The sequence below is a fragment of the Paenibacillus antri genome (assembly GCF_005765165.1).
Taxonomy (GTDB): Bacteria; Bacillota; Bacilli; order Paenibacillales; family YIM-B00363; genus Paenibacillus_AE; species Paenibacillus_AE antri.
The window spans coordinates 76,674-101,789 of record NZ_VCIW01000025.1 but is presented as its reverse complement, the minus strand read 5'-3'; the positions used below and the strand labels follow the sequence as shown (position 1 = coordinate 101,789).

At 61.8% G+C, this 25,116-nt stretch carries 18 protein-coding genes and 1 rRNA gene; 7 read left to right on the top strand and 12 right to left on the bottom strand.

Features of this window, described 5'->3' with window-relative positions; all coding sequences use genetic code 11:
* Together FE782_RS27715 and FE782_RS27710 are read right to left on the bottom strand one after the other, a co-directional pair.
* Window positions 1–287: ribosomal RNA gene (locus FE782_RS27715) — 16S ribosomal RNA — on the bottom strand; the annotation flags it as partial.
* Between the two features lie 349 nt (window positions 288–636).
* The gene (locus FE782_RS27710) at window positions 637–1,173 is read right to left on the bottom strand and encodes a hypothetical protein (protein ID WP_138197598.1); all 537 of its coding nucleotides are present in this window, start codon (window positions 1,171–1,173) and stop codon (window positions 637–639) included.
* Window positions 1,174–1,266: 93 nt separating this feature from the next.
* On the opposite strand from FE782_RS27710, the gene FE782_RS27705 reads away from it, so the two are divergent.
* The 5 genes from FE782_RS27705 (at window position 1,267) to FE782_RS27685 (ending at window position 5,788) form a co-directional block, all read left to right on the top strand.
* The gene (locus FE782_RS27705) at window positions 1,267–2,181 is read left to right on the top strand and encodes a phosphatidate cytidylyltransferase (protein ID WP_138197597.1); all 915 of its coding nucleotides are present in this window, start codon (window positions 1,267–1,269) and stop codon (window positions 2,179–2,181) included.
* Between the two features lie 89 nt (window positions 2,182–2,270).
* Window positions 2,271–2,573: an alpha-helical endospore appendage domain-containing protein gene (locus FE782_RS27700; protein ID WP_238392687.1), complete on the top strand. Its 303-nt coding sequence runs from the start codon at window positions 2,271–2,273 to the stop codon at window positions 2,571–2,573.
* Window positions 2,574–2,576: 3 nt separating this feature from the next.
* Window positions 2,577–3,041 (top strand): hypothetical protein, encoded by a 465-nt coding sequence (locus tag FE782_RS27695; RefSeq protein WP_138197595.1) that lies wholly within the window; start codon window positions 2,577–2,579, stop codon window positions 3,039–3,041.
* A 96-nt stretch (window positions 3,042–3,137) separates the two neighbouring features.
* Window positions 3,138–4,565, top strand: a complete 1,428-nt coding sequence (locus FE782_RS27690; protein WP_158299589.1) for an MFS transporter — start codon at window positions 3,138–3,140, stop codon at window positions 4,563–4,565.
* A 101-nt stretch (window positions 4,566–4,666) separates the two neighbouring features.
* Complete coding sequence (locus tag FE782_RS27685) at window positions 4,667–5,788, top strand: glycoside hydrolase family 88 protein (protein ID WP_238392686.1); 1,122 nt, start codon at window positions 4,667–4,669, stop codon at window positions 5,786–5,788.
* A gap of 64 nt (window positions 5,789–5,852) precedes the next feature.
* Here FE782_RS27685 and FE782_RS27680 read toward each other — a convergent pair whose 3' ends face one another.
* The 3 genes from FE782_RS27680 to FE782_RS27670 are packed head-to-tail and all read right to left on the bottom strand — an operon-like array spanning window position 5,853 to window position 10,947.
* On the bottom strand, window positions 5,853–8,153 hold the full coding sequence (locus FE782_RS27680) for a DUF4962 domain-containing protein (protein WP_138197592.1): 2,301 nt from the start codon (window positions 8,151–8,153) through the stop codon (window positions 5,853–5,855).
* A gap of 5 nt (window positions 8,154–8,158) precedes the next feature.
* Window positions 8,159–10,183 (bottom strand): heparinase II/III domain-containing protein, encoded by a 2,025-nt coding sequence (locus FE782_RS27675; RefSeq protein ID WP_138197591.1) that lies wholly within the window; start codon window positions 10,181–10,183, stop codon window positions 8,159–8,161.
* Window positions 10,180–10,947, bottom strand: coding sequence for an SDR family NAD(P)-dependent oxidoreductase (locus FE782_RS27670; protein ID WP_138197590.1), 768 nt, complete (start codon window positions 10,945–10,947; stop codon window positions 10,180–10,182). The genes FE782_RS27675 and FE782_RS27670 overlap by 4 nt, the downstream gene beginning before the upstream one ends.
* Before the next feature lie 167 nt (window positions 10,948–11,114).
* On the opposite strand from FE782_RS27670, the gene FE782_RS27665 reads away from it, so the two are divergent.
* Complete coding sequence (locus tag FE782_RS27665; RefSeq protein ID WP_138197589.1) at window positions 11,115–12,821, top strand: outer membrane protein assembly factor BamB family protein; 1,707 nt, start codon at window positions 11,115–11,117, stop codon at window positions 12,819–12,821.
* A gap of 810 nt (window positions 12,822–13,631) precedes the next feature.
* On the opposite strand, the gene FE782_RS27660 is transcribed toward FE782_RS27665, so the two are convergent.
* The 5 genes from FE782_RS27660 to FE782_RS27640 form a co-directional block, all read right to left on the bottom strand.
* Window positions 13,632–15,497 (bottom strand): cache domain-containing sensor histidine kinase, encoded by a 1,866-nt coding sequence (locus FE782_RS27660; RefSeq protein ID WP_138197588.1) that lies wholly within the window; start codon window positions 15,495–15,497, stop codon window positions 13,632–13,634.
* Window positions 15,494–16,531 carry a response regulator transcription factor gene (locus tag FE782_RS27655; RefSeq protein WP_138197587.1) on the bottom strand — a complete coding sequence of 346 codons (1,038 nt, stop codon included), beginning with the start codon at window positions 16,529–16,531 and terminating at the stop codon, window positions 15,494–15,496. Before FE782_RS27655 ends, FE782_RS27660 begins: the two co-directional genes overlap by 4 nt.
* A 112-nt stretch (window positions 16,532–16,643) precedes the next feature.
* Window positions 16,644–18,266 (bottom strand): type 2 periplasmic-binding domain-containing protein, encoded by a 1,623-nt coding sequence (locus FE782_RS27650; protein WP_238392685.1) that lies wholly within the window; start codon window positions 18,264–18,266, stop codon window positions 16,644–16,646.
* A 114-nt stretch (window positions 18,267–18,380) separates the two neighbouring features.
* Window positions 18,381–19,259, bottom strand: coding sequence for a carbohydrate ABC transporter permease (locus tag FE782_RS27645; protein WP_138197586.1), 879 nt, complete (start codon window positions 19,257–19,259; stop codon window positions 18,381–18,383).
* Window positions 19,260–19,272: 13 nt separating this feature from the next.
* Window positions 19,273–20,238, bottom strand: a complete 966-nt coding sequence (locus FE782_RS27640; protein WP_138197585.1) for an ABC transporter permease — start codon at window positions 20,236–20,238, stop codon at window positions 19,273–19,275.
* 201 nt (window positions 20,239–20,439) lie between these two features.
* On the opposite strand from FE782_RS27640, the gene FE782_RS27635 reads away from it, so the two are divergent.
* On the top strand, window positions 20,440–21,285 hold the full coding sequence (locus tag FE782_RS27635) for a hypothetical protein (protein WP_138197584.1): 846 nt from the start codon (window positions 20,440–20,442) through the stop codon (window positions 21,283–21,285).
* Between the two features lie 58 nt (window positions 21,286–21,343).
* On the opposite strand, the gene FE782_RS27630 is transcribed toward FE782_RS27635, so the two are convergent.
* Complete coding sequence (locus tag FE782_RS27630; protein ID WP_158299588.1) at window positions 21,344–24,013, bottom strand: family 78 glycoside hydrolase catalytic domain; 2,670 nt, start codon at window positions 24,011–24,013, stop codon at window positions 21,344–21,346.
* A gap of 164 nt (window positions 24,014–24,177) precedes the next feature.
* Entirely contained in the window at window positions 24,178–25,101 is a 924-nt protein-coding gene (locus tag FE782_RS27625; protein WP_138197582.1) for a carbohydrate ABC transporter permease, read from the bottom strand.
* Window positions 25,102–25,116 lie beyond the last annotated feature (15 nt).

The window sequence follows — 25,116 nt, the reverse complement described above, 5'->3', positions numbered from 1 at the left end:
ACGCATCGTCGCCTTGGTGGGCCGTTACCCCGCCAACTAGCTAATGCGCCGCAGGCCCATCCACAAGCGATGCCGAAGCATCTTTCACGATTCGCTCAGGCGAGCGAATCGATTATCCGGTATTAGCAGGCGTTTCCGCCAGTTATCCCGGTCTTATGGGCAGGTTGCCTACGTGTTACTCACCCGTCCGCCGCTAAGTGAACCCCGAAGGGAACACTCCGCTCGACTTGCATGTATTAGGCACGCCGCCAGCGTTCGTCCTGAGCCAGGATCAAACTCTCCAAAAAGGGTAGTTCAATATACTGCGCTCATTACAAGCTAGCATTTCTTACTTTAAGCATATGCTTGGAGATTTTTTCTCGGCGAGTTCCTCGCCTGCGAAAAAACTCCGGCTCATGTTCAGTTTTCAAGGAGCAAGCTTGTCTTACTCGGTGTTGCTTGTCCGACTCGCTCTCACGGCCGGAAGACTAATGTACCACATTCGATCATTCGATTGCAAGCGACAATGTTTTCCAATTCGTTCGACATCTTGTCGTTCGCCGTCGGATCGACCGGCCGCTCGTCGCGGCGGATTAACAATATACCATCCCGCCGCGATGTTGTACAATGGAAACTCCAACCAACGTCAAGCGAAGGTTAAGGAACGTACTCGCTTAGCTTTCCCTCGTAAATCAATCGCAATCGGTCGCTTTTCCTAAAGTCGTCCGGCGTCACCAGAGCGGGCAGTTTGTTCCAAAGCCGGATCCCGGACCGCTGCAGGATTTCGGCGACGAATTGCGAACAAAAATAAGAATTGCTGAATTCCACCGGTTCGTTCAGCACGATGCCGAAGACGCCCAGCAGGTTGTACAGATATTTCTGACGGCTTCGGATAAAGATACGCAGAACGCGCTTCATCTTATCGACTTCCCGCCGCGTCGCCTTCAGCTCGTAAATGACGCAGGTCGTATTGGGATATTTGCTGTAGGTCCCCGTCTTGATGTCTTCCTTCACGAAGCCGCCGTTCAGCGGGTTGTTCGGGTTTTTCCTCCCGAAGCTGTACAGCTCCGTCAACTCGCGGTCGAACGAGATCGAGGCATGGTTATACGGCGCCTTCGTATAACTCTGTATGGATTTCGTAAACAACGTACCGGTATTCGTAAGCAGGATATAAACCGAACGATCGGAATCCATGGCGAATCTCCCTTGCTTCATATCGTCTACATGTATTATGCCGTATCCCGATTTCGATGCCTACTATAAAAGTGCATAGGTTGGTGTTCGCTCATGGTCAGCGCGTTGTGGACGCTCGGCGTCATTTTCGCAAGCTTGGTCTTCATTACTCTTGCTTTCTATATCGTACGGAAGAAGCAGCCGAACAAGGATTTCGAAGCGATCTCCGCGCGAATCGGCACGTGGTGGGGCATGTTCTTCATCTTCAGTCTGGCGACGCTGTTCAATCCGGTCGTCTCTCTGCTCTCTCTCATGGTACTGACGTTCTTCGCGCTGAAGGAGTATTTCTCGATGATCAAGACCCGGAAGGCGGACCGCCGCATCTTCCTCTGGGCGTATTTGTCGATCCCAATTCAGTTCTATTGGATTTACACGGGATGGTATGGGATGTTCATCGTCTTCATCCCGATCTACGTTTTTTTATTTTTGCCGCTCCCGCGCTTGCTTAACAAAGGAACCGTCGGCTTCCTCCGCTCCGTCAGCTCGACGCAATGGGGGCTGATGCTGATGGTGTTCGGCCTGAGCCATCTGGCGTATTACCAGATCGCCACGCCGGAATACGGCGCCGAGCTCGTGTTGTTCCTGGTCGTCTTGACGCAGGTGAACGACGTCGTCCATTCGTTGATCTCCATCTACTTCGGCAAGCGGAAGATCGTACCCACGGCGAATCCGAACATGACGTGGGAGGGCTTCGCCGTCGCCCTGCTCGCCACGACCGCGGCGTCTTACTTCCTATATCCGCACCTGACTCCGTTCGACGTCTCCTTCGGCATCTGGTCGGGCATTCTGATCAGCGTAAGCGGATTTTTCGGGGCGTTGACGATTTCCGTGCTCAAGCGCGACCTGCTGATCGGGGACGACGCGAAGCCGGAGGAAGGAAAGAACAGCTACTTGAACCGCGTCGACAGCTTGACGTATACGTCGCCGATCTTCTTCCACGCGATCCGATATTTCTTCGATTTCATGTAAGCCTGCTCGCCTCCGCCGCGACATACTTTCCGGATCGGATCATATGATGAGAGAAACATCCGCGCCGGAAAGAGGGAACCGCCGTGAGCATGCCGGAAATCCCGGAGGGGACGAACCGACCGAACTTGAACGAGACGCTGATCGACCTGCTCGAGTCGATCGCGCTGGAGGAGATGGCGCTCGCCCATCTGATGAACGCCAAGGCCGAGGAGATGCAAGCTTTCGTCGGCAGCAACCTCGATTTCCCGACGAACCCGAGCAACGACGACATCCTGCGGTTCGACGTCAGCGTGACGCGGTTCATGGAGACGTTGATGTTTAAAGAGCTGTTCCTGTTGCGAAAATTGGAAACCGCGCTAGCTTTGCGGACGCAGCTTCCGGACGAGGAATAAGGTATGGGCGTGAAGGACTTGATTCGCGCCGACGAAGCGGCGGAAATCGGGATCGCCCGTATCCTTGAGCAATTCTCCCGCAGGTTAGCCGCAACCCGCCGCCGAGGCGGGTCCCGCCCGTCCGACGCGTATTTCGCCTCGAAGGCGCTCGCGGCGCTAAACGCCATCCTTCGATTCCATCTGCAGAAATACGCGTTATACGCCGCGGCCGCCGCGGGCGCGAGCGTCGACGACGCCGGAGCCGCGGAACGAGCGTTGATGCGGGCGTCGCGATCGCTTCGCGCTCAGATCGCGCCGCTGCGCGCCGGAGCGCCGGCATACCCGCTCTCCGCGGCGATGCTCGCGGAGCTGGAAGCGTTTCCCGCCCGGAAGAGGGACGCGCTCTCCGGGCCGACGTCCGAGGCTCGCCCTTCGCCGCCATGGCTTCATCCGAACGTGCCGAGAACCGCAAGAAGCGCCGAACCGTAATTCCGGGTTCGGCGTTTTTTCTTCAATGTCTTTGAAGGATATCGGGCGTCGACCATGGAAATGAACTATCCGTGAATCGACATGGAGGTGATAAGTTTGGAACGACTGCGGAGCTCGCCCTTCGACTCCCGACACCGCAATCGATGGAGCATTCTCCAGATCGTGAATATGGGCACGCTCATTTCGACGCTCGACGTGGGCATCGTCAACGTGACGCTCCCGACGATGTCGGAACAATTCGGCGTCTCCCTCTCGCAAATTCAGTGGGTCGCGACCGCTTATTTGCTGACGATGGTCGCGCTTCTTCCGTTCATGGGGAAATTGTCCGATCGGTTGGACCGCCGGAAAATTTACAGCTGGGGCTTCCTGCTCTTCAGCGTCGGATCCGCTTGCATCGCGCTTTCGGACGGGCTGGTCAGCATCCTGCTTTCCAGGATATTGCAAGGCGTCGGAGCGACGATGATCATGGCCAACAGTCAAGCGATGGTGCGCCAGCTGTTCCCCGATCGGGAAAGAGGCCGCGCGCTTGGAATGAATGCCGTCGTCATCTCGATCGGGACGATGTCCGGTCCGGCTCTAGGCGGGTTGATGCTCGAGGTCGTCGAATGGCCGTGGCTGTTTTGGATCAATGTGCCGATCGGCCTTTGCGCGTTCGTCTTGGGGCTTCGTTGGTTTCCGAGCACGGAAAGAGGGCAGGATCGAAGTCCGTTCGACTTTCTCGGGTCTTTCTTGCTGGCTGCAGGGACCTGCCTCCTCATGTTCGCGGCCGAAGCCGGCAAGGAGAACGGCTTCACGACTCCTATTCTGTACCTAGGCGCCGCCGGATTGGTCCTCTTCGCCGCCTTATGGTTCGTACAACGTAAAATTGCGTACGGGATCTTGGATCGAGAGTTGTTCGGTCGTCGGAAAATCGCGCTCGGCAACGCGAGTTCCTTCTTTATCAATCTCGCGCAAACGGCGACGCTGATCCCGATCGCGTTTTATCTACAAGGCCCGTTAGGCTTATCGCCTTGGAGCGTCGGTCTCCTGCTGATCGTTCAGCCGCTGTTGATGGGCGTCGCCGCTCCGATCGCCGGCTGGGTTCGCGATCGGTTCGGCGCCTGGTTTCCGATTACGGCCGGTTCCATGCTTTGCGCCGCATCGATGCTGTTCATAGCCGCGCTCCCGAACGTGACCGTCGTCGGAATCGCGCTGCAGCTGGCCTTGTTCGGCATCGGCGTAGGGCTGTTCCATGCGACGAACAACGCCGAAATTATGAGCGACGCCCCGGATCGTAAAATCAGCCTCGCCGGAAGCCTCCTGGCCATGGTTCGCTATCTGGGCAATATCGCCGGAATCGGACTCGCCACGCTGCTGGTAGGCTCGATGACGCTTGGGGACTCGCTCCGCGGCGGCGCGGACGAAAGCATGGACCTCCGGATGCGGATGTTATTCGGCATATGCTTCTTGTTCTGCCTAGGCGTCGCCGGCATGGGAAAGCTTCGTCCCAAGGACAAGCCCGCGACAACGGAGATCGGCGCATAACCGGATCGTAAAAAAACAAAACCCGACCTGAAGTTTCCCCATGGGGAGGCGGCCGGCGGCATGCTACAATTTCGATGGAACGACAGTCGGGAGGGGTACGCATGACCGGAGGGTTGTTGGAGAAGACGATACGGAAAATGGAACGCTCCTCGCGGCGCATCGGCGCTAAGTCGCCGCATGTCGCGAAGGAAGGCGTATACGACGACGCGCGGCTCGATTGGTGGACGTCCGGCTTCTGGCCGGGCATGCTGTGGATCGCGGCCGACTTGACGGGCGACGCCGCGTATCGGGAAGCCGCTTGGACGTACGACGAACGGATGGAGCGGCTGTTCCTCGTGCCGAACCGGTTCCACCACGACGTCGGGTTTCAGTTTTTGCCGACGGCCGTGCTGAAGCACCGGCTGACCGGCGACGAGGACGGACGGAGGCGCGGCCTGTTCGCGGCGAACTTCCTCGCCGGTCGATTAAACCTAGCCGGCGGCTTCCTGCGGGCGTGGAACGACGTCGCCGATCCGACCGCGTGGAACCGGAACAACGCGGGCTGGGCGATCATCGATTCGATGATGAACCTGCCGCTCCTCTTCTGGGCGTCGGAGACGAGCGGCGATCCGCGGTACCGGCACATCGCCGCCGCCCATGCGGATACGGTGCTTCGCCGCTTCGTCCGGGAGGACGGCTCCGTCGCGCATATCGCGAGCTTCGACCCGGCGACGGGCGACTTCCTCGGCTGGATCGGCGGTCAAGGCTTCGCGCCGGATTCCGCCTGGAGCCGCGGCGCCGCGTGGGCGTTGTACGGCTTCGCGGTCGCCTGCCGGTACACCGGCGAGGCGCGCTACTTGGAAGCGTCCCGACGGGTCGCCGACTTCTTCCTCGCCTCGGTCGAGGCGGACGGCGTGCCGCTGTGGGACTTCCGCGTCGTCCCGCGCGAGGGCGAGCCGCGCGATACGTCGGCGGCGTCGTGCGCGGCGTCGGGGCTGATCGAGCTCGCGGCGTTGCTGCCGCCGGACGAGGGCGAGCCGTACCGCGACGCCGCCCGCCGGACGCTCCGCGCGCTCGCGGACGGCTACGCGGCCTGGGACGATCCGAACGACGAAGCGCTGCTGCGCGGCGGCACCGGGAACAAGCCGGCGGGCCAGAACGTCGACGTCTCGCTTATCTACGGCGACTATTTTTTCCTCGAGGCGCTTGCGAAGCTGTCGGGGTGGAAACACCGAGTGTTCTAAATAAGCTGCGAAGGGCCGTCTCCGCATGTCGCGGGACGGCCCTTGCGTCGTTTTCCCGATATCGTTAATAGGCTTTCGGTACCTCGATGCGCTTCGTAACGCCATGCTCGGTGAAATATAGATGTACGCCGTGATCCTGATCGTCCAGGAACGTCGAGACGAGCTTCGGCTCGCCCTTCTTCGCCGGCACGAGCAGCGTCACGATTCGGTGCGACAGCGCGCGCTTCGTCTCCGCAAGCAGCCTTGCATGCGGCGCGAGCCCTTCGATCTCGGACGGTTCGACGTCCTCGAAGCCGGTAAAGGCGGTCAGCCGCAGCTCGCCCGAGGAGCAATAGACGAACTTGCCGGCGAGCTCGGCCTTCTCCCCGTCTACGCGGAACGTCTGCCGGTTCGGCTCGGGCTCCCGGAGCGCGTGCAGCTGCCAGGTCACGCGGCCCGGCTGCTCCAGATCGACAAGGTCGACGACGACGACGTAAGAGCCGCCGACGAAATACAGCTCCCTCGCGACCCGCTTCGCATACGGAATCTCGACGCGATACGCGGCCGTCGCGTCCATCCGCGCATACCCGACGCCGTCCCGAAACCGCGCGTCCTCGACGCGGCCCGACGCTTCCAAGTTGAGCGACTTGTCGCGGCCTGCGTACTGCCCCCGGCCGTCGATGAGCGGCGCGTTCTTCGACCGCGTCTGCCGGCGCCAGTTCAGATGCATGGTCGAGCCGAAGGCGACGTAGTATCCGCTGTCGATCGCGAGCGGCTCCCCGTAGGCGTGCAGCAGGAAGCCGTTCTGGTCGCCGTGGCTGTGGCTGATCGAGCCGTACGGGCTGCTCTTCGCGAGCAAGACGACGTGCTCCGCGGGATCGTCCATCCGGTGGTGCATCGCGACCCAGCCGACGTCCCGGAACCAGCGCAGCGGTTCGACGCCGTCGAGAGAACCCGGGGCGTCGTCCGGAATTTCGTGCCGGTAGACGAGCTCGTCGAAGCGGAAATCCCACCAGCCGTAATTGTAAAACTTCGTATCCGCCTCTTCCGGCGATTCGCGCGCGCGCACCTGATCGTAATACCACCGATACGCCGGATTGCCCGTCTGACCGGCGAACAGCCGCATGAGCGCACCCGTCTTCAGGCTCGGCAGGTCGCCCAGCGTCGACTGGTCGCCGAAGCTTGCCCGCGTCGTGTCGGGGGAGAAGCAGTAGAGCGGGAAATCCCCGGTTTTGCGGAAGAAGGGTCGCCGGTATAAGTCGATGCCGACGTAAGCCTTCAGCAGCCCCATCGCCTCGGTCACGAACGCCATGCCGGTCGTCCAATACATCGGCCCTTCGGCCCAGCCGCCGTCCGCGCCGCCCCAAGGCGAATACAGGCAAGCGAAGTAGTCGATCGCGTAATCGAGCCACTCTTTCGCTTGCTCCTCCTCGTGGAGCAGGGCGATGCAGCAGGGCGTCAGCACCGACGAGAGCGAGCGGACCGCGTGCGAGTCGTACGGCACGTGGTGAATTTTCGACCGGTCGATGACGTGGAACGCCACCTGTTCGGTTCGGCGAAGCAGCGAGGCGCGCACGAGGCGTCGTTCGTCGTCGGTCAGCTCGCCGTGCAGCCAGTCGTATCCCCACGCGAGCGCCCCCGCGACGCGGAACGCCGCTTCGTCGTTGTAATCCCTGGATGTCGTGCCGTCCGGGTCCCACGACGCGGCATGAAGCAGCCATGCTTTAGCCTTCGCAAGCAGCGCCTCGTCCTGCAGCACGACGCCCGCCACCGCGAGATGCCGGATCGCGTACAGCGTCTCTTGACAGTCCATGTACATCCGCCGCCATAACGACGCCACCCGCTTGTTGTCCGGGTACCGCGCGGGCTCGGCGATCTGCTCCCGTTCGGCCCACGGCAAGACGGATCGCTCGTAGAAGGCGGTCCAACCGCAGCCGTCCGCGTCCGTGCGAACGCGTGCGCGGAGCGCTTCGACGCCCGCCGCGTCCAGCCACAGCCGGGGATGCGCCTCGGACGACCCGGCGTACCGGTCGGCGCGGGACGGCAGCGGCGTCTCCGGCAGGCCGGGCGCGACGCGGAACCGGCGCGTGCGGCTCCAGTCGGACGCCGGACCGTCGCCGTCCCAGAGCGCATATCGCCAGTAGTACGTCCCCGGCGCGAGTACGCGGTCCGGGGTATAGAAGTTGTAGGGCAGCGGCCCGAACGTTACCGTCTCCTCGCCTTGGAACAACTCGTCCGTCGACAGCTGCAGGGCGTAGCGTTCGTCTTCCCACGAGCCGCCCATCCAAGTGAAGCGGGGCGGGTTTTCCCGAAGCTCCGTCTCCTCGGTCGGCGCATACTGCACCGTCAACGGGCCGCTGATCGGCTCGAACAACGTCTTTCGCATCTCGGTCACTCCCTATGAAGTCCATGTTCGGTCATGCGGAACCGCATCGCCGTTCCCCCGCCGCCGGCGGGCGCGACGAGGACGCTGCCTTCGTCGCCGCGCGCGAGGCGAATCGGCGCGTCGCCGGCCGCGAACGCGGCGACGAACGTCGCGCGCCTCCCCCGCGCGCGGTATAACAGGCCGTCGAGCGGCCGCGACGGGTCGACCGACGTACCGGGCGACGCGATCCGGTACAGCTCCCCGCCGGGGACGGCGAGCAGCGACGCCGTCACCCGCTCCCCGCCGCACGTCGCGGCGACGGCGGCGAACGGCTCCTCGGCGGTCCATCTCGCCGACGTCGCGACGTACCCGTACGCCTCGTCTTCGCCGGGCGCCGCGTCGGGCGTGCATGCCGTCCACCCGCCCCCGACGTTCAGCGGCTCCGCGAAATGGAGCCAATAATCGACCGTCTCCTCTAGATCGAGACGGACCTCGAACCAATCGAGCGCGACGTCTCGATCGACCCATAGATGCCGGTCCAGCGTCGCTCCGGCGTACGCCCCTTCGCTGCGCAGCCACGCGTACGAGCGGCGGGCCTCGGCGTCGAACCGGAGGCAGACGCCCGTATGCGGCGCTTGCGTCCGGCCGCCGACCGAGACGGCGTTGTGGCTCGGCGTCCGGGCGAACCAGCGCCGCCGCAGCTCCGAGCCGTACGGGACCATGCCGCGCTCCGGCAGCACGAAGCCGTTCCGGTGCATAAGGACGACGTTCAGCTTGTCGTCGTGGCCGTGGCTGCCGCCGTGCGGACCGAAATCCGCGAGCAGCGACAACGGGTTATCGGCATGCCGGAGCACGGCGAACCCCGCCGACGCGTAGAGGCGGGACGGCTCGCGCAGCGGCTCCGCCGCGGGCCAGTCGCCTTCGCCGTACAGCACGGCTTCGAGCCCGCGCCGTTCCGCCGAGCCGGTCCCGCCGCCGCAGCCGCCGTCCGCGCGCCGATACGCCTCGCGCAGGATCGGCGCAAAGCGCGCGTCGCCGTACCGCGCATACCCGATCTCGAACACCTCGGCGATCTCCCGGGCGTACGGCGGACGGCTGTACGGGCCGTCGTGCAGCGCAGGCAGCTCTCCGTTCGGCGCGGCGAGGCCGACGAGCGCCTCCAGCATGCCGCGGAAGCTCTGCCCCGCGCTCCCCGTCCACGCCGTCGCGTCGAATCCGAGCCGCTCCGCCATCTCGGCGGCGATGAAATACGCTCGCAGCACGAAGACGTGATAATAGAGACTCCCCTCGAATTCCAGCTGATCCGGCAGCACCCCGATCTCCAGATGATGCCGCAGGCCGCCGCGCGCCGAGACGAGCGTCTCCATCCCGTCGCGGTCGTCCCGTACCGCATAGTAGCAAGCCAGGCAGGCGTTCAACCAAGCCGTATAATTGTTCGCGGGCTCGTCCCGCTCCTCGATCAGGATGCGGCGATACTCCGTCATGCTGCTCGAGACCATCGCGAAGAAGACGTCCGACGCCGCAGCGTCGACCTGCAGCGCTCCTTCGTCCCGTAGCAGCAAGAAGGCGCGCAATATCGTCGTCGCCCAGATCGCCTCCGTAAGCGCCTGATGGAACGCCCGTCCCTTCAGCATCCATGGCTGCGCGTCCGGATGAACCGGATAGCGCGGATATCGCGAAGCGTACGCTTCAAGAATCGCGTTCGCGGCCTCCGCGTACTTCGCCTCCCCCGTCGCCGCGTACATCGCCGCCGCCGACAGCGCCGTGCGCGCCCGCTCCTGATGCTTGAAGACGAGCCACGCGCCGCGGTACGCCTCGCCTTCCAGGACGCAGCCGTGCGGACAGCGAAACGCGGTCGCCTCCCGCTCGCGCGGATCGAACCGAAGCTCCGTCCCGTGCGTCGGGCAAACGTATTGGTGCCACCAGCCCCCAGGCTCCTCCGGCACGTCCACGCCGGCTTCCAGCGCGGCGTCGGTCTCCTCCAGCAGCGCCCGGAGCGCGGCGTCGAACCACCCGTACCGCTTCTTCTCCCGCAGAGGCGCCGCGATCATCGCATGAACATGCCGCCGTTCACCTCGATCGTCTCTCCAGTAATGTAGGAGGACAGATCGGAAGCGAAAAACAGCGCAGCCCCCGCCACGTCGTCCGGCGTCCCCTCCCGCCCGAGCGGGATGCCCTGCACCGTCGCCTTGCGCGCCGCCTCCGGGGTGAACGTATCGTGGAAGGCGGTCTGCCCGATAAAGCCGGGCGAAATCAGATTCACGCGGATGCCCGCGCCCGCAACTTCCTTCGCCAGTCCCTTCGAATACGCGATCATCGCCGCTTTCGCGCCGGCGTACACCGCCGCCCCCGCGCCGCCGCCGTTATGCGCCGCGACGGATGTCATGTTAACGATGCTGCCGCCGCCCTTCTCCCGCATCCCCTTGCCGAACGCGGCGCACATGAGCACGCAGCTCTTGAAGTTGACGTCCATCACCTTGCCGTAGTGCGCTTCGGTCATGTCGAGACTCGGGACGCGCCCGATCAGATGTCCCGCATTGTTCACCAAGACGTCGACCGAGCGTCCGAACGTCTCCTCGATTTCCGCCGGAAAACGCGCCACCCGCTCCGCGTCGCTAGCGTCGAGCTGGAACGCCGCGCTGCGGACGCCCTTTTCCCGAATGGCCTTAGCCGTCTCTTCTCCTTGCTCCCGCCGGTTCATATACGTGACCGCCACGTCGGCGCCCGCGGACGCCAGCGCCAGCGCGATCGCCCGTCCGATGCCGGCGTTCGAGCCCGTCACGAGCGCAAGCTTTCCCGTTAAGTCGATGTTCATGTGCTGATCCTCCCTCATCGGTCGTTCTACCTTTCATCTTAGGGGGGAGCGCCGAGCGCAACAATGGGGCCGTTTCCCGTGAAGTTGTGTTTTTTTTAGGTGGAAACCTTTGGGCGAATACATGCGTCTGAGGAGTATCGAGACTTCGCAGAGGAGTGAATAGTTCGATGACCGCCCCATTTCGGAAAATGATCCTCCCCGCAGCGACCGCCCTCTCTCTTAGCCTTGCGGCGCCCCCGGTCGGAGCGGAGGTGTGGTACGAGCCGCAGCTGATTCCATCGGGGACGGTAGCGTCGTCCGATTCCGCCTTCGCGGCGCCGCTCGCGAGGCCCCGCTGGACGATCGAGTATGACAAGCCGACGGACGGCGACGAATGGAACGACGACCGGGTCGTCGCGACGGACAAGCGGCCGTATTATATTCAGCGCGGGAAGCTCGTCGCGGCCGAACCGTCTTCGGGTCGCCGCGCTTGGACGGTCGACGGGAACGTCGTCTCCGTCGCGGTCGAGGACGATACCGCCGTGTACGCGCTAAGCGCCGCCGGCGCCTTGTCGCGGCTGTCCGCGTCGGACGGGGGCGTGGCGTGGCGAACCCAAATCGACGACGCCGCGAACGGCGGCGAGCTCGTCGTCGCAGACGGGACCGTGTACGTCAAGTACGCCGGGGGCCTGCTCGCCGTCGACGCGAAATCGGGCCACCGGCTCTGGCGCAACACAGACGCATACAGCTATGGAACGCCTATCCCGTTGAAGGGTCTCCTTCTGTTCGCGACGTCGGAATCCGGGGCGATTACGCGCGACTTCACCTACGGCATCGATAAAGCGACCGGACGAACGCTGTGGAAAGCCGAAGGCGTCCCTCTTCAAGTCCGCAGCGACGTCGTCTACTTGCGGGATACATACCCGGTGGGCGACGACGAAGCCTTCGGATTGAAAGTGGACGTCGTGGCGACGATGACGGGCGAAGCGAAGGGGTCCCGCTACTTCCTCCCTCTCCCCGAGGGGCGCGATCGACTGACGGGCGGCGCAGGCCGCGCCGTCATCGCCGGAGACCTCGTCATCGCCGCGGCGTTCGACGGCAGCGTATATCGGACGCATCTGGACGCGGAGCCGGCGAACGCCGCCGTAATGGCGGCCGAAAGCCGCAGCGACTTCGCGGGCCCTTACGGCGGGAAGCTGTTCTTCGCCGACCCCGGGGGCTCTCTCCATTCCCGTGATGTTCTCACCAACGCTCGCGTAGACTATTCCGGCCTCGACAATCCCGTCGCTCGGCTCGACGTACGCGAGGACGGTCTCTACGTCGGCCAGACGGACGGCGACTTGTTCGCCTTCGACGTCCATTCCGGAAAAGCCTTATTCCGCTTCGAGACCGGCGCGAAACATTTCGGCCCGTTCCGGGTCGTCGGCAACCTTCTGCTCGTGCAGACCGAGGGCACGCTTTACGCCTTCGACCTGCCGAAGGAGCTGCAGCGCACGCCCGGACAGGTCCTAACGCCGATCCAACGGAAAGCGGAGGCGGCGCTTCGGATCGACGGAGTCGAGCAGCGCTTCGAGCCGAGCCCGATCATGATCGACAACCGGATGTTCGTGCCGCTTCGAGCGCTGTTCGAAGCCGTCGGCGCCGCGGTCGAATACGACGAAGCGACGTCCGGCGTGAACGTCGCCTACGCCGACCGCGCCTTCACGCTACGCGAGGGCGCCCCGTTCGCGCTCGTCGGCGGCAAGCAGCAGTCGCTCTCCTATGCACCGCTGCTCATGAACGCCGCCGTCTACGTCCCGCTGCGCGACGTCGGCGGCTTGCTCGGCGTCGAAGTCGTCTGGCACGACGACACGCGCACCGTCGAAATCGCCACCGCACCGACGGGTTCTAGGTAAGGTTGCGGCGCCTTTCTAAGTTGATTGCCTCAGCTCAGGAGATCGCCCGGTAGGGATATTTGGTACGACGCGCCTCTTCCTTGCTTCCCAACTCAGTTTTCCTGAAAAGGAAAGCAGGTTTGAAGGGCACCGAGAAGGTGTGTATCAGTAGGAGCTTTGCCGATAGAATTCTAGAGGTTGTCACAGGGTGCATAGGCGGTCTGCGGTCCTTTCTAAGGTGATGTCTTCAACTCAGTTTTCCTGAACAAGGGGAATCCGGTTAAAATCCGTCAGGAGAGAGTGTGTCTCAGCAAGAGCTTTGCCGGTAGAATTCTAGAGGGTGTCGCAGGGTGCTTAAGTGGTCTGCGGTCCTTTCTCAGGTGATTGCCTTAGCTCAGGAGATGGCCCCTGGGAATTCCCCCCATCCCCTTTCTAAGGTGATGTCTTCAATTCAGTTTTCCTGAACAAGAGGAATCAGGTTAGAATGCCGCCGGGATAGAGTGTGTATATGTAGGAGCTTTGCCGGAGGAGTTCTAGCAAGGGGCGGTGGCTCGGGTTTACGTACAGTTTACCTGAACAAGAGGAATCAGGTTAGAAAGCCGCCGGTAGAGAGTGGGTCAATAGGAGCTTTGCCGGAGGAGTTCTAGCAAGGGGCGGAAGCTCGGGTCTACGTACAGTTTTCCTGAACAAGAGGAATCAGGTTAGAAAGGCGCCGGGAGAGAGTGGTTCAATAGGAGCTCTCCCGGTAGAGTTCTAGCAAGCGGCGGCGGCGGCTCAGGTTTGTGGCGGTCCTTCCAATCGCAATGTAATAAAGGGGGACAGCCACAGCCGTCACCCCCTTCTTGGCATGCGCATCGTGAAGCGGGTGCCGCGCCCCTCTTCGCTATCGATGGCGAGGCCGTAGCCTTCGCCGTACACCATGCGGATGCGGCGGTGCACGTTGACGATGCCGATGCCGCCGCGGCGCAGAATCGTGCGGGCCGCGGCGGGGCCGCCGCCGTCGGGACGATCGAGCGCGGCCGTCGCCGCCGCTTCGGCTTCCGCCGCGTCTTCCGCCAGCTTCGACCGCAGCGCGGCGAGCTTCTCCGGCGTCATGCCGACGCCGTTGTCTTCGACGTACACGCGGAATTCGTCCGCGGTCTCTGCGGCGTCGATGCGGATGTAATGATGCGGCTCCATGCCGTCCCGAAACGCGTGCTGCAGCGCGTTCTCGACGAGCGGCTGCATCGTGAGCCGGACCATGTGCCGCAGCAGCAGCGACGGAGGAACGGCGACGTCCAGCTCGAAGCCGTTGCCGAGCCGATGCCGCATGATGACCATGTAGTTGCGCACATGGTTCAGTTCGTTGACGAGCGTAATTTCTTCCAGATGCGTCTGTACCGAGTATCGGAGCATGAACGCCATCGCTTCGACGATCTCCGAAATTTCGTCCGAGTCCTGCACGATGGCGTAGCAGTTGATCGTCTCCAATGTATTGTACAGGAAGTGCGGGTTGATCTGCAGCTGCAGCGCCTGAAATTCCGCCTGCTGCCGTTCGAACCGGCTGCGCTGCAGCTCGAGCTCCGACTTCTGCTGCTTCAACTCCGCGTCGTAGACGAGGTCGATCATCTCCGACAAGCGGCTGACCATCAGGTTGTAGCGATGGATCAGTCCTCCGAGCTCGTCGTCCCGTCCATGGTCCTCGAGGCGGCTCCAGTTCCCCTTTTCCGTCTCGCGCATCCCTTCCATGACGGAACGGATCGGCCGGGTGATCGTCCGTCCGAATCGATACGCGAGCAGCAAGGCGATGAGCAGCGTCGCGAGGCCGACGGCCCACGTCGTCGTCCGGATGGAATCGACCGGACGGCGCAGCTCGTCGACGGGGAGCGAGACGATCATCTTCCATTTCAGATAAGCGGATTCTCTGGCGACGAACAGCGTCGGCTCCCCGCCGATCGGAATGATCTCCGACCGCTCGGTCCCGCCCGTCAGTCGAGACGCGACGGCGACCATGTCCGCATCGGTCAACCTCGACGACGACGGCTCGTAGATGATGCGTCCGCTCTCGTCGGCGATGAAGAACGTCGCGGACGGTCCGAGATCCGCCATGTCCCACAGCGGAGCGAGCTGCTCGGTCTTGATTTCCATGGCGAGGATGCCCTTCGGCTGATAGGAGACGAACCCCCGGATTCGGCGAGCGATCGTGATCGTCGCGCCCCGGCCCTTCTCATCGTCGTTGCGGAATATCGCGATCTTTCCGTCCGGCGGCACCTTGGCGTTCACGTACGCGAGCGTTTGCTCGGGGTCGAAGTTCGTGTAAGTCGCCCAGTTTTGGTTGTCGTCGATGACCGCCTTGCCGTGGTCGCCGATAACCGTGATCGAATGAACGCTCGGATAGGCGATGAACGTCTTGCGGAACAAATTTTTCTGAATCGTCTGGGTCAACTCGTAGAATCGATAGCTGTCCTCGGGATCCATCTCCATGAATTGCTTCACCGCGTCCTCGGACAGCAGCGAATCGCTCGCCAGCTCGTAACGCCGCAAATAAGACTCGGTCTGCGACGTCGAGTGCCGGATCAATTGGCTGATGTAACGCTCGACCTGATCGTCCAGGGCGCGCGACGACTGCATATACGAGACGACGCCGACGCCTAAGATCGAGAGCAAAATGACGACGGTGAAGTACAGATAGATTTGGCCGAATAAGCTCTTCCTCATGAGTCGATTCCCAGCTTCTCCCTGAATTGTTTCGGCGTATCGCCGGTCATCTTCTTGAACGTCTTCGTGAAATGAGGGTGGTCCGCGTAGCCGACCTCGTACGAAATGTCCGTGATGCGATGCCGCGGCTCGGCGAGCAGCCGCTTGGCCCGCTCCATGCGGCGGCGGATGCGGTACGAGGCGAACGTCTCTCCGGTCGACTGCTTGAACAATTGACTGAAGTACGAGGCGTTCAGTCCGAGCATGTCGGCTACTTCCTCCAAGGAGAAGTCGCGGGACAGGTGAAGCTCGACGAACTTCTTCGCTTCTTCGATCGGATCCTTCGCCTTGCCCTTGCGCTTCGTTCGGAGCGCATCCATGGCGGAAGCGGCGAACTCGACGAGGCGCGCCCGCGCATCCTCGCTTCCGGCGACGCTCTCCTTCCGGAACGACGTCTCGAGCGGATAGACGTCGCGCGCGTTCAGCTTCCGCGCAAGCAGCTCGCACAGGTCCGCGACGATCGCCGTCTGTTGGTGCGTCGACAGCCCCTTGCCCCGGAGCTCGCCGAACAGCGACTCGATGCCGCGGGCGACGTCGTCCTCCGACAACGACCAGACGGCTTCCTCCATCGCGTCGATCCATGCCGTCGACTTCGCCAGGGACGGAAGCGAGCGCTCTCGTTTGCGCTCCGCGTCGAGCAACCGAACGACGACCTCCTGAATGCTCTTCTTCGTAATGGGCTTAAGCAAGTATTCCTTCACGCCGCACGCGATCCCTTGCCGGGCGTACGCGAAGTCGTCGTAGCCCGTCACGATCACGATCTGGATGTGCGGATATTCGCGGGACACGACGCCGCACAATTCCAAGCCGTCCATCTTCGCCATCCGGATGTCGGTGAACAGAAAGTCGGGCGGAAACGCCCGAATCTGCTCCAGCGCCTCGACTCCGTTCTCCGCCGAGCGAATGTCCTCGAGCCCGAAACCGCCGCTCTCTAAGATTTTCGTCAGCCCTCGTCGAATCATCGGCTCGTCGTCCACGACCAACACATTGTACATAGAGCGCCTCCTCCGTCGAGCGGGAATGGTTGCAACCGCTTTCAAATCTCTTATGAACTTCATCTTAAAAGAAAGACGCTCCCCGCGCAACCGCGCGGGGAGTCCGATTCTATTATCGCTGCGGCGCATACACGACCGCGCCTTCGTTGTATTTCTTGGTCGCCTCCTCGATCAACGCGTCGCCGCCCTTCGAGCGCCATTCCTCGATAACCTTCGGCCAGTCTGCGATCGGCTCTTGGCCGAACACCATTTTCATAATGTGCTCGTTGATCAGCGGCGGGTACCGGTCGGAGAACGGGTTGATGTCCGGATTGTTCACCCATGCTTCCAGCGGATCGTTGAACTCGTAGCCGTCGCGGCCTTCGTTCGCCAGCATCGTGTCATAGATCTCGATCAACGCTCTGCCTTCCTCCGTCTGGCTGAGCACGAGCTCGTTGTACGTCGTATCCTGGACCATCCACAGCCAGTAGTTCAAGTACCGCTGCTTGTCGAGCTCTTCGTTCGTCTCCGGCGCTTTATACGCCGGCTCGCTGCCGTTCATCGCGTAGTCCGTGCCCTCGAGGCCGTAGCTGAAAAACAGCTTCGCTTCCTCCGTCGTCTGCCATTCGAAAAATTTAATGATGTCCACGACTTTGTCTTCCGCTTGCTTCGTGATCAGGAAGGAGCGCGTCACCGGGCTGTATAAGGAATACCCGCCTTTGCCGTCGGGCCCGATCGGCGACGGAATGAGCGCCACCTTCGCCTCCGGCACGTTGTTCACGAGCTGTTCGCCCCAGATCGGGAGCTCGTTGGCGTTCATGCTCCACATGCCCGCCTTGCCGGACGTAATGGTCGCCTTGAACGTGTTCGGGTTGACCGTCGCGAATTCCTTGCTCATGAGCCCTTCGTCGTACATCGTCTTATACACCCCGATAGCGGCCTGCATGTTCTCGACGTCCAAGAACTTCGGCTGCATCTTCCCGTCGACGAGCTCCAGTTCGTTGCCGTATCCGAATACGTCGTACGCCCCGAAGAACGTATCCGCGTATTTGAACTCCGCCCGGCCCGCGAACGGCTCTTCCACCCCTAATTTCTTGAACGCGCGCAGCACCTCGAGAAATTCGTCGACCGTCTTCGGCACCGGCAGCCCGGTTTTCTCGAGCAAATCCATCCGAATCCACGTCGCCCGGCGGGACGGATTGCCGAGATATTCCGGAATGCCGTAGATATGTCCTTCAGCGTCCGTCACCCTCTCCCAAGCGGCTTCGGGAATCGTCTCGAGCAGCGCCTTGCCGTGTTCTTCGAGGTATGGCTTCAGATCGACGAACACGCCGGCTTCGACCGAACCCGCCAGCTCCTTGCCGCTGATGCCGCCGCTCGCCTGGATGACGTCCGTCAAGTCGTTCGTCGCGAACATCTGCACCATCTTCGTCTCGTACTCGGCGTGCGGGATGAGACGAATGTCCAGGTCCGTGTTCGTAAATCGCTCCAACGCCTTCACGTACGGATCGTCGTTGATGTTCGCGTGATTTTCCACGTACTTCACGTTCAACGTCCGCATCCCGATCGAGAACTTCGTCGGCTCCTTCGGCGCCTCGGGCTCCGACGGCTTGTCGTCCGCGGGCTTCTCCGTCGCCGTCCCGCCCGACGCCGGCGGCGCGTCCGTCGAAGGCGTCGCCGACGGGCTTTGCGTGCAAGCCGCCAGAAGACTGATCATAAGAACGCTTACAAGAAAGATGGATGACCTTTTCTTCAAGTGAATCCCCTCTTCTCGAATAATGTCGCTACGCCCTCATTTTGGTATCGCATGTATTTTCCAACAATGGAATGATATTGCATCGACTTGTCGTTTTTTTAGGTGACCCCGCGCTTACGACTTGATCGAGCCGACCATCATGCCCTTGACGAAGTACCGCTGCAGGAACGGATAGATCATGACGATCGGCACCGTCGCGACGATAATGACCGTCATCTGCACCCCTTGCGGCGACGCCGTCGCGAGGTTCGAGAACAGATCGTTCCCCGTGTCGACGATGTCGTCGGTAATGAGCATCTCGCGCAGCTTGATCTGCAGCGGGTACAAGGCTCTGTCGTTAATATAGTACAACGCGTTCTTATACGTGTTCCAGTTCATGACCGAGTAGAAAATGCCCACCGTCGCCATCACCGGCTTCGACAGCGGCAGCACGATGCTCCATGCCATGCGCAGCTCGCCGGCGCCGTCGATGCGGCCGGAATCGATGAGCTCCTTCGGAATTTGTATGAAGAACGATCGCATCACGATCAAGTTGAACGCGCTGATCGCCGTCGGAATCATGAGCGCCCAGAGCGTATTCGACAATCTCAGCTCGCGAATCAGGATGAATTCCGGAATGAGCGGCGCGGTGAAAATCATCGTAAAGACGATCATCAGCAGCAGCTGCTTCCGGCCGACGAATTCGTCGCGGGAGAGCGGATACGCGAGCGACGACGTCGCGGCCAGGTTAATGAACGTGCCGACGACGGTAATGAATACCGAGATGCCGAAGGCGCGCCAGATCGAGGCGTCCTGGAACACGTATTGGTAATAAATCGTCGTGAACTCGACCGGCCAAAACAGCACCTCCCCTCGGTCGATCGCGAACGGACTGCTGAACGACTGCGCGATGACGTTCAGGAGCGGCAGAAACATGCTCAGCGTCGCGACGGTCAAGAAAATGTAGTTGAATATCGTAAACGTCCGGTAGCCGGCGGTCATTCGTGCGTTCATGGCGTCCCCCTCCTCAATACAGCGACTCGCCGGTCGCCCTGCGGCTCAGCGTGTTGGCGATGACGAGCAGCGTCAGTCCGACGATCGATTTGAACAGCCCGATCGCCGTCGCGTAGCTGTACTGCATCTGCTGCAAGCCCGCCTTGTAGATGAACGTGTCCAGTATTTCGCTGCTGTCGAGATTAAGCGAGTTTTGGAACACGAAGACGCGTTCGAAGCCGAAGTCGAGGAAGTCGCCGATCTTCAGCAGGAACAGCACGGTAATGACGGGCAGCAGCGACGGAAGCGTGATCGCCAGCGTCTGCTTCCACCGGTTCGCGCCGTCCATCTCGGCCGCTTCGTACAGCTCCGGGTTAATGGACGTCAGCGCCGCCAGGTAGATGATCGTGCCGTACCCGACGTCTCTCCATACGCCCGAGCCGACGAGCACCGGCCGGATCCAGGCGTTCTCGACGAGGAAATAGATCGGCTCGATGCCGAACCAGCTCAACATCGTGTTCACGAAGCCGGAGGACGGCGACAGGATGCCGACGAAGATGCCGCTGATAATGACCCACGACAGGAAGTGTGGCGCATAGATGATGGTCTGTACCGTCCGCTTGAAGGCGAGCTTGCGCACCTCGTTCAGCAGCAGCGCCAGTACGATCGGCGCCGGGAAGGCGATCGCGATGTCGAGCAGCCCGAGGTAAATCGTGTTTTTCAAAATACGGAGGAAGTCGTAGTGCGCGAACATTTTCTGGAAATGCGCCAATCCCGCCCAAGGGCTCCCCGTGAACCCCTTGAACAAATTGTAATTCTGAAACGCGATGACGGAGCCGAGCAGCGGCACGTACTTGAAGACGAGAAAATAGACGACGCCCGGCACGGCCAGCAAGTACAACGTCTTGTATTTCAACATAAAGCTTAGCGTCGAGCGAAGCTTCGGTTTCGGCGGCTTGGCCCGCGAGGCGTTCGGCGTCGTCGGTGCGTGTGAATTCATGGCTCCCCTCCTGATGGGTCGTTCGAGTCGATAGATTCGGTTCGTGATGTTCCTATCGTACGCGATCCGTGGAAGCGGTCACAATGGAATGCAACGCTGCGCGTTTGTGTTTTTTTTAGGTACGCCGTTCGGCGGGTTTGCTATACGCTTTCGATGGGGAACATAGTGATACGTCATTAGATTCATAGCAGAGAGGTTCCTATGCCGAATTACATCCCTTATCTTGCCTTAAGCGCCGTCAGCGTCGCCGCGCTTGCGGTCCTGCTCGTCCGAAAGCGTGCGTTTTGGCCGCTCATCCTGGTGCTCGCTTTCTCGGGCATGATCTACTTTTTGGAATTTTTCACCTTCGTGCTCTACGGAAGCTATCGCTATTTCCCGCATCTCGTGGGCAAACCGTATTACGACAATACGTTCGGCGCCGTCATTTCGAATTTGATCGCGGTGCCGGTCGCCGCCGTGTACGTCGCCGTTTACCGGCTCGGCGCGCGGTGGTGGATCTTGCTGGCGCTCGGCTTCGGCGGGATCGAATGGCTGTTCCGTTGGTTGGAAGTTTACAATCTTCATTGGTGGAAAATTCCGTATACGATCGCGGCGCTGATCTTCTTCTTCTGGCTTTCCCGCCTGTGGCTCGAGAAGGTGCGCCAAGGCGCATCCCCGTACGTCTTCCTCACGCTGCATATGTTCGCGTGGTCCGCTATCGGGACGTTCGCCTTCGTGCTGGCGGTCGCCGGCGTTCGGGCGTTTCACACGGGCGTATTCGAGGACCCCTATCGCGACGATATCTTCATGTCGGCGATATACGGGTTCGCGAAGGCGACGCTGCTGGCGGCGGTCGTGTACCGGACTCGAAGCCTTGGGTGGTGTGCGGTCGCGCTGCTGCTCATCTTTGCCGCGAACGCCGCGATGATGCGATTCGATACGCTTCGCGTCTACCTGCCCTTATGGCAATATTGGCTCATCTATGTCCCCAGCATGGTGGCGGTGCTGTGGTTGATGATCGTCGCGCTCCGCACCATGAAGCGGTTGAGGTTTTCCTCTTTCCGATAAATAAGAAAAAGAAGCCCGCGAGGCTCGATCCTCGCTGACTTCTTCGAAATGCCCGTTTCTATTCGATTTGGAACATGTGCTTACCCGGACCCGCGAGGACCCGCTCGCGTTCGTGTTCCGCACGCTTTGTCGATCCGCCCGGCAAGACGATCCAGGCGGTCGCCCCCTCGGGGATGTCGACTTCGAACCGGAGCCGTCCCTCTTCCTTCCTCCATGCCGAAGAGATTCGGCCCTTCGGGGTGTCGACGCTCGCTTCCGCCCAATCCAGCGCGCTGGGAATGCAAGGGTGAATGCGAATCGTATCGTACCCCGGGGTAAGCGGTCGAATGCCCGCCAGCCGGGTATAGAAGGAAACGCCGATGCCTCCGAACATCGCGTGATCGTGCGAATGCATGCCGCCCTTCTCGCTCCATTGCTCCCACAGCGTCGTCGCCCCCGACGCGATCTGGTACCCGAAGCTCGGATAATTCTCCTGCGTGAGCACCTCGAACGCCAGATCGACATACCCGTGGTCGGCGAGCACGTCCAGCAAATACCGGGTGCCGTAGATGCCCGTGTCCAAGCGGTTATCCTTCGCGGCGATCGCCTCCGCCAAGCGACGGACGGCCGGGGCGACCGTCTCCTCCGGCGTCAGGCCGAGGGCGAGCGGCATCAATTGCGCGGTTTGCGAGCCGTTGCCGTACCGGCCGTCGCCCTTATAGAACGTCTCGTTGAACGCGCGCTTGATCGTATCCGTAAGCGCCGCGTACCGCCGCGCTTCGTCCGGCAAGCCCAAGACGGCGGCCGCCTCGGAGACGATCGACGTCTGGTTGTAGTAAAGCGACGTATTGACGATGTCCACTTCGCGGAAATACGACTCCCATCCGTCCTCGTTCGGGGCGCACCAGTCTCCGAAGCCTTCCGTCACGACGCCTTCCGGCCACCGGCCCGAGAGATGATCGATATAGGCGCGCATAGACGGGTACTGTCTCGCCAGCGTCTCCTTGTCTCCGTAATACCAGTACAAGTGCCAAGGGAGCGTCACCTTGTCCCCGCTCCAGTCGGGGTTGGTGACGCTGTCTTCGATGTCCCCGAGCCACTTGCGATAATAGAGCCGCATGTCGAAATTATGAATGGCCGCTTCCTCGACGACCGCCGAGTCCATCAAACACGGCGTCCGTTCGTCGCGTTGACAGCAATCCGTCGGGATCGTGACCAGGTTGTTAAGGAACGACCACCGGATATTGCTCTGGATCCGGTTCACGAGCGCGTCGGAACAAGCGAATCGCCCCGTCTCCCGGACGTCCGCGCGAATCGGCACCGCGCGAACCGCGATCGGCCGGGCATCGCCGGACGCCTCCACGTACCGGAAGCCGTGGTACGTAAAGCGCGGCTCGTACGTTTCAATCCCCTCGCCCTTCAAGAGGTACGCGTCCGTCGCCTTCGCGTTCCGGTTCGTCCACGGGTCGATGTTGCCGTCCGCGTCGATCAGCTCGCTGTAGCGGAGCGTTAGGCGGCTCCCGGCCGCTCCTTCGACCGTCGCCTTCGCCCATCCGGCGACGTTCTGGCCGAAGTCGTAGACGGCGACGCCATCCCGCGGGCGCAGGACGCGGACCGGCTCGATCGGCGCGAACGCGCGCACCGGCGGCTGCGGATTCGGCTCGAGCGTCCCCTCCGGCGGGACGGCCGGCGCGGCGGGAAGCCAATCATCGTCCGCGAAACCGTAAGTATCCCAGCCCGGCCGATCGAGGCGGCCGTCATACGTCTCGCCGTCGTAGATGTCGTTCTCGAGCAGCGGACTATCCGCCGTCCGCCACGTCTCGTCCGTGACGATCCGCCGCTTGCCGCCGTCGGCCAGCTCGACGTCCAGCTGCAGTACGACGGCCTTGTTCCGCCTCCACTTCCAGCCCCAGCGAGAATAGTTGGCGTTGTAGCCGTTGCCGAGCCATAGGCCGAGCGCGTTGCCGCCGGTCCGCAGCGCGTCCGTCACGTCGTATTCGTCGTACAGCATCCGACGCTCGTACGGCGTATTGGCCGGCGTCAGCACCCGATTGTCGGCTTTCCGACCGTTGACGCGCAGCTCGTACCAGCCGACGGCATACACGCGTGCGACGGCGCTCGCCACCGGGACGCCGGCGGGAAGCTCGAACGCCTTCCGGAACAGCGGGCTGTCGGTCGCCGCCGGCGTCTCGAGCAGCGCGACCGCGTCCCCTTCGAGCAGCAAGCCGTTCGCTCCCTCGATGCGGCCGGCGCCGAAATGCACGGCCGTCGGGTCGTAGAAGCGATTGACGTACATCGCCCGTCCGTCCTCCGCCAGCACGCGAAGGTCGCGGAACACGGCTCGCTGCCCCGCGCCCGTCGCGAAACCGATCGTGCCGGGGCGCAAGTCGGGCGCCGCCGCTTCGAGCGCGAGTCGGCCGTTCGCGAAGACGCGAACCTCGCCCGTACCGAGCTCGATGCGAAGCGACGCGCGCGTGACGGCGGCCGCCTCCCCTCCCGGGAGCGCCGCGCGTCCAAGTTCGGTCCGGCCGCCGCCTTCGACCGAATAAAGCGTCACGGCGGCGCCAAGGCCGATGATGTCTAAGCCGCAGCCGTAAAAGGCGGTTTCGTCCTGCGCGCCGAACAGCACCGCGGCGCCTCCGGCTTCGACGGCGACATCCGCTTCCACCGTATATCGACTCCAGCTCCGATGATCGATCGCCGGCTTCTCGATCCAACGGGCTTCCCCTTGCCCAACGTTCCATTCCACGATATCCATTCTCCTCCGCTGCTTGGTGCTCTTGATTCTTCTTCTATTATCGAGCGCTGTGTTGTCGAAGTCAATCGTTTTCGATTATATGTTATTGTTTGTTAACGAGTCGCGAACAAAAAAACGCGCGCCTCTTGAAGGCGCGCGTCGATGCATGTATACGATTAGCCTTTCACGCCGCCCAACGTCATCCCTTGGACGAAATACTTCTGCAGGAACGGATACACCAGCATGATCGGCAAGCTGGCGACGATCGTCATCGTCGCGCGGACCGACGTCGGCGTCACGACGTTCGCGTCCGCGTTCATCCCCCGGGCGAACGCGTCGCTCCCGCTCGAGGACATGGAGGCGTTCGAATTTTGCAAAATTTTCATCAGCTCGTATTGCAGCGTACTCAGCTCGACCGTCGAGGAGTTGTATAAGAAGACGTCGAACCAAGAGTTCCACTGCCATACGCCCGTAAACAACGCGACGGTCGCGAGGACGGGGACGGAGAGCGGCAGCACGATCTTCATGAACGTCGTGAATTCGCCGGAGCCGTCGATCCGAGCCGATTCCAGGATCCCCTCGGGCAGCCCTTCGATGAAGGAACGAATGATGATCAGGTTGAACACCCCGATGATGCCGGGAATGACGTACACCCAGAAGCTGTTCAGCATGCCGAGCTCGCGGATGAGCAGGAAGTTCGGAATGAGTCCGCCGTTGAAGTACATCGTCAGGACGAACGCGACCGTCACGAACTTGCGGAGCACGAACTCCGGTCGGCTGATCGTGTAGGCGACCATCGCCGAACAGAACACCGTGACGACCGTGCCGATGACCGTGCGCAGGATCGAAATCAAGGTCGCGTGGAAAATGGTCGCTTCGCGAAACACGTATTCGTAATTATCCCAAGTGAATACCCTCGGCCACAGGTAAATTCCGCCTTTGATCGAATCTTTCGCATCGTTGAGCGAGACCGCCATCGAGTTGACGAACGGATATAAGGTAACGATCACGAGCAAGATCATGAAGACGACGTTGCAGAAGTCGAATATGCGGTCGCCCGGAGAACGGTAACGGCCGTAGATCTTTTTGGTTTTCTCCATGTTCCATTCTCCCCT

Excerpts from the sequence above, each read along its gene's own strand:
- FE782_RS27710 (WP_138197598.1), bottom strand. The coding sequence starts at position 1,173 with ATGGATTCCGATCGTTCGGTTTATATCCTGCTTACGAATACCGGTACG.
- FE782_RS27705 (WP_138197597.1), top strand. The coding sequence starts at position 1,267 with ATGGTCAGCGCGTTGTGGACGCTCGGCGTCATTTTCGCAAGCTTGGTC.
- FE782_RS27700 (WP_238392687.1), top strand. The coding sequence starts at position 2,271 with ATGCCGGAAATCCCGGAGGGGACGAACCGACCGAACTTGAACGAGACG.
- FE782_RS27695 (WP_138197595.1), top strand. The coding sequence starts at position 2,577 with ATGGGCGTGAAGGACTTGATTCGCGCCGACGAAGCGGCGGAAATCGGG.
- FE782_RS27685 (WP_238392686.1), top strand. The coding sequence starts at position 4,667 with ATGACCGGAGGGTTGTTGGAGAAGACGATACGGAAAATGGAACGCTCC.
- FE782_RS27680 (WP_138197592.1), bottom strand. The coding sequence starts at position 8,153 with ATGCGAAAGACGTTGTTCGAGCCGATCAGCGGCCCGTTGACGGTGCAG.
- FE782_RS27675 (WP_138197591.1), bottom strand. The coding sequence starts at position 10,183 with ATGATCGCGGCGCCTCTGCGGGAGAAGAAGCGGTACGGGTGGTTCGAC.
- FE782_RS27670 (WP_138197590.1), bottom strand. The coding sequence starts at position 10,947 with ATGAACATCGACTTAACGGGAAAGCTTGCGCTCGTGACGGGCTCGAAC.
- FE782_RS27665 (WP_138197589.1), top strand. The coding sequence starts at position 11,115 with ATGACCGCCCCATTTCGGAAAATGATCCTCCCCGCAGCGACCGCCCTC.
- FE782_RS27660 (WP_138197588.1), bottom strand. The coding sequence starts at position 15,497 with ATGAGGAAGAGCTTATTCGGCCAAATCTATCTGTACTTCACCGTCGTC.
- FE782_RS27655 (WP_138197587.1), bottom strand. The coding sequence starts at position 16,531 with ATGTACAATGTGTTGGTCGTGGACGACGAGCCGATGATTCGACGAGGG.
- FE782_RS27645 (WP_138197586.1), bottom strand. The coding sequence starts at position 19,259 with ATGAACGCACGAATGACCGCCGGCTACCGGACGTTTACGATATTCAAC.
- FE782_RS27640 (WP_138197585.1), bottom strand. The coding sequence starts at position 20,238 with ATGAATTCACACGCACCGACGACGCCGAACGCCTCGCGGGCCAAGCCG.
- FE782_RS27635 (WP_138197584.1), top strand. The coding sequence starts at position 20,440 with ATGCCGAATTACATCCCTTATCTTGCCTTAAGCGCCGTCAGCGTCGCC.
- FE782_RS27625 (WP_138197582.1), bottom strand. The coding sequence starts at position 25,101 with ATGGAGAAAACCAAAAAGATCTACGGCCGTTACCGTTCTCCGGGCGAC.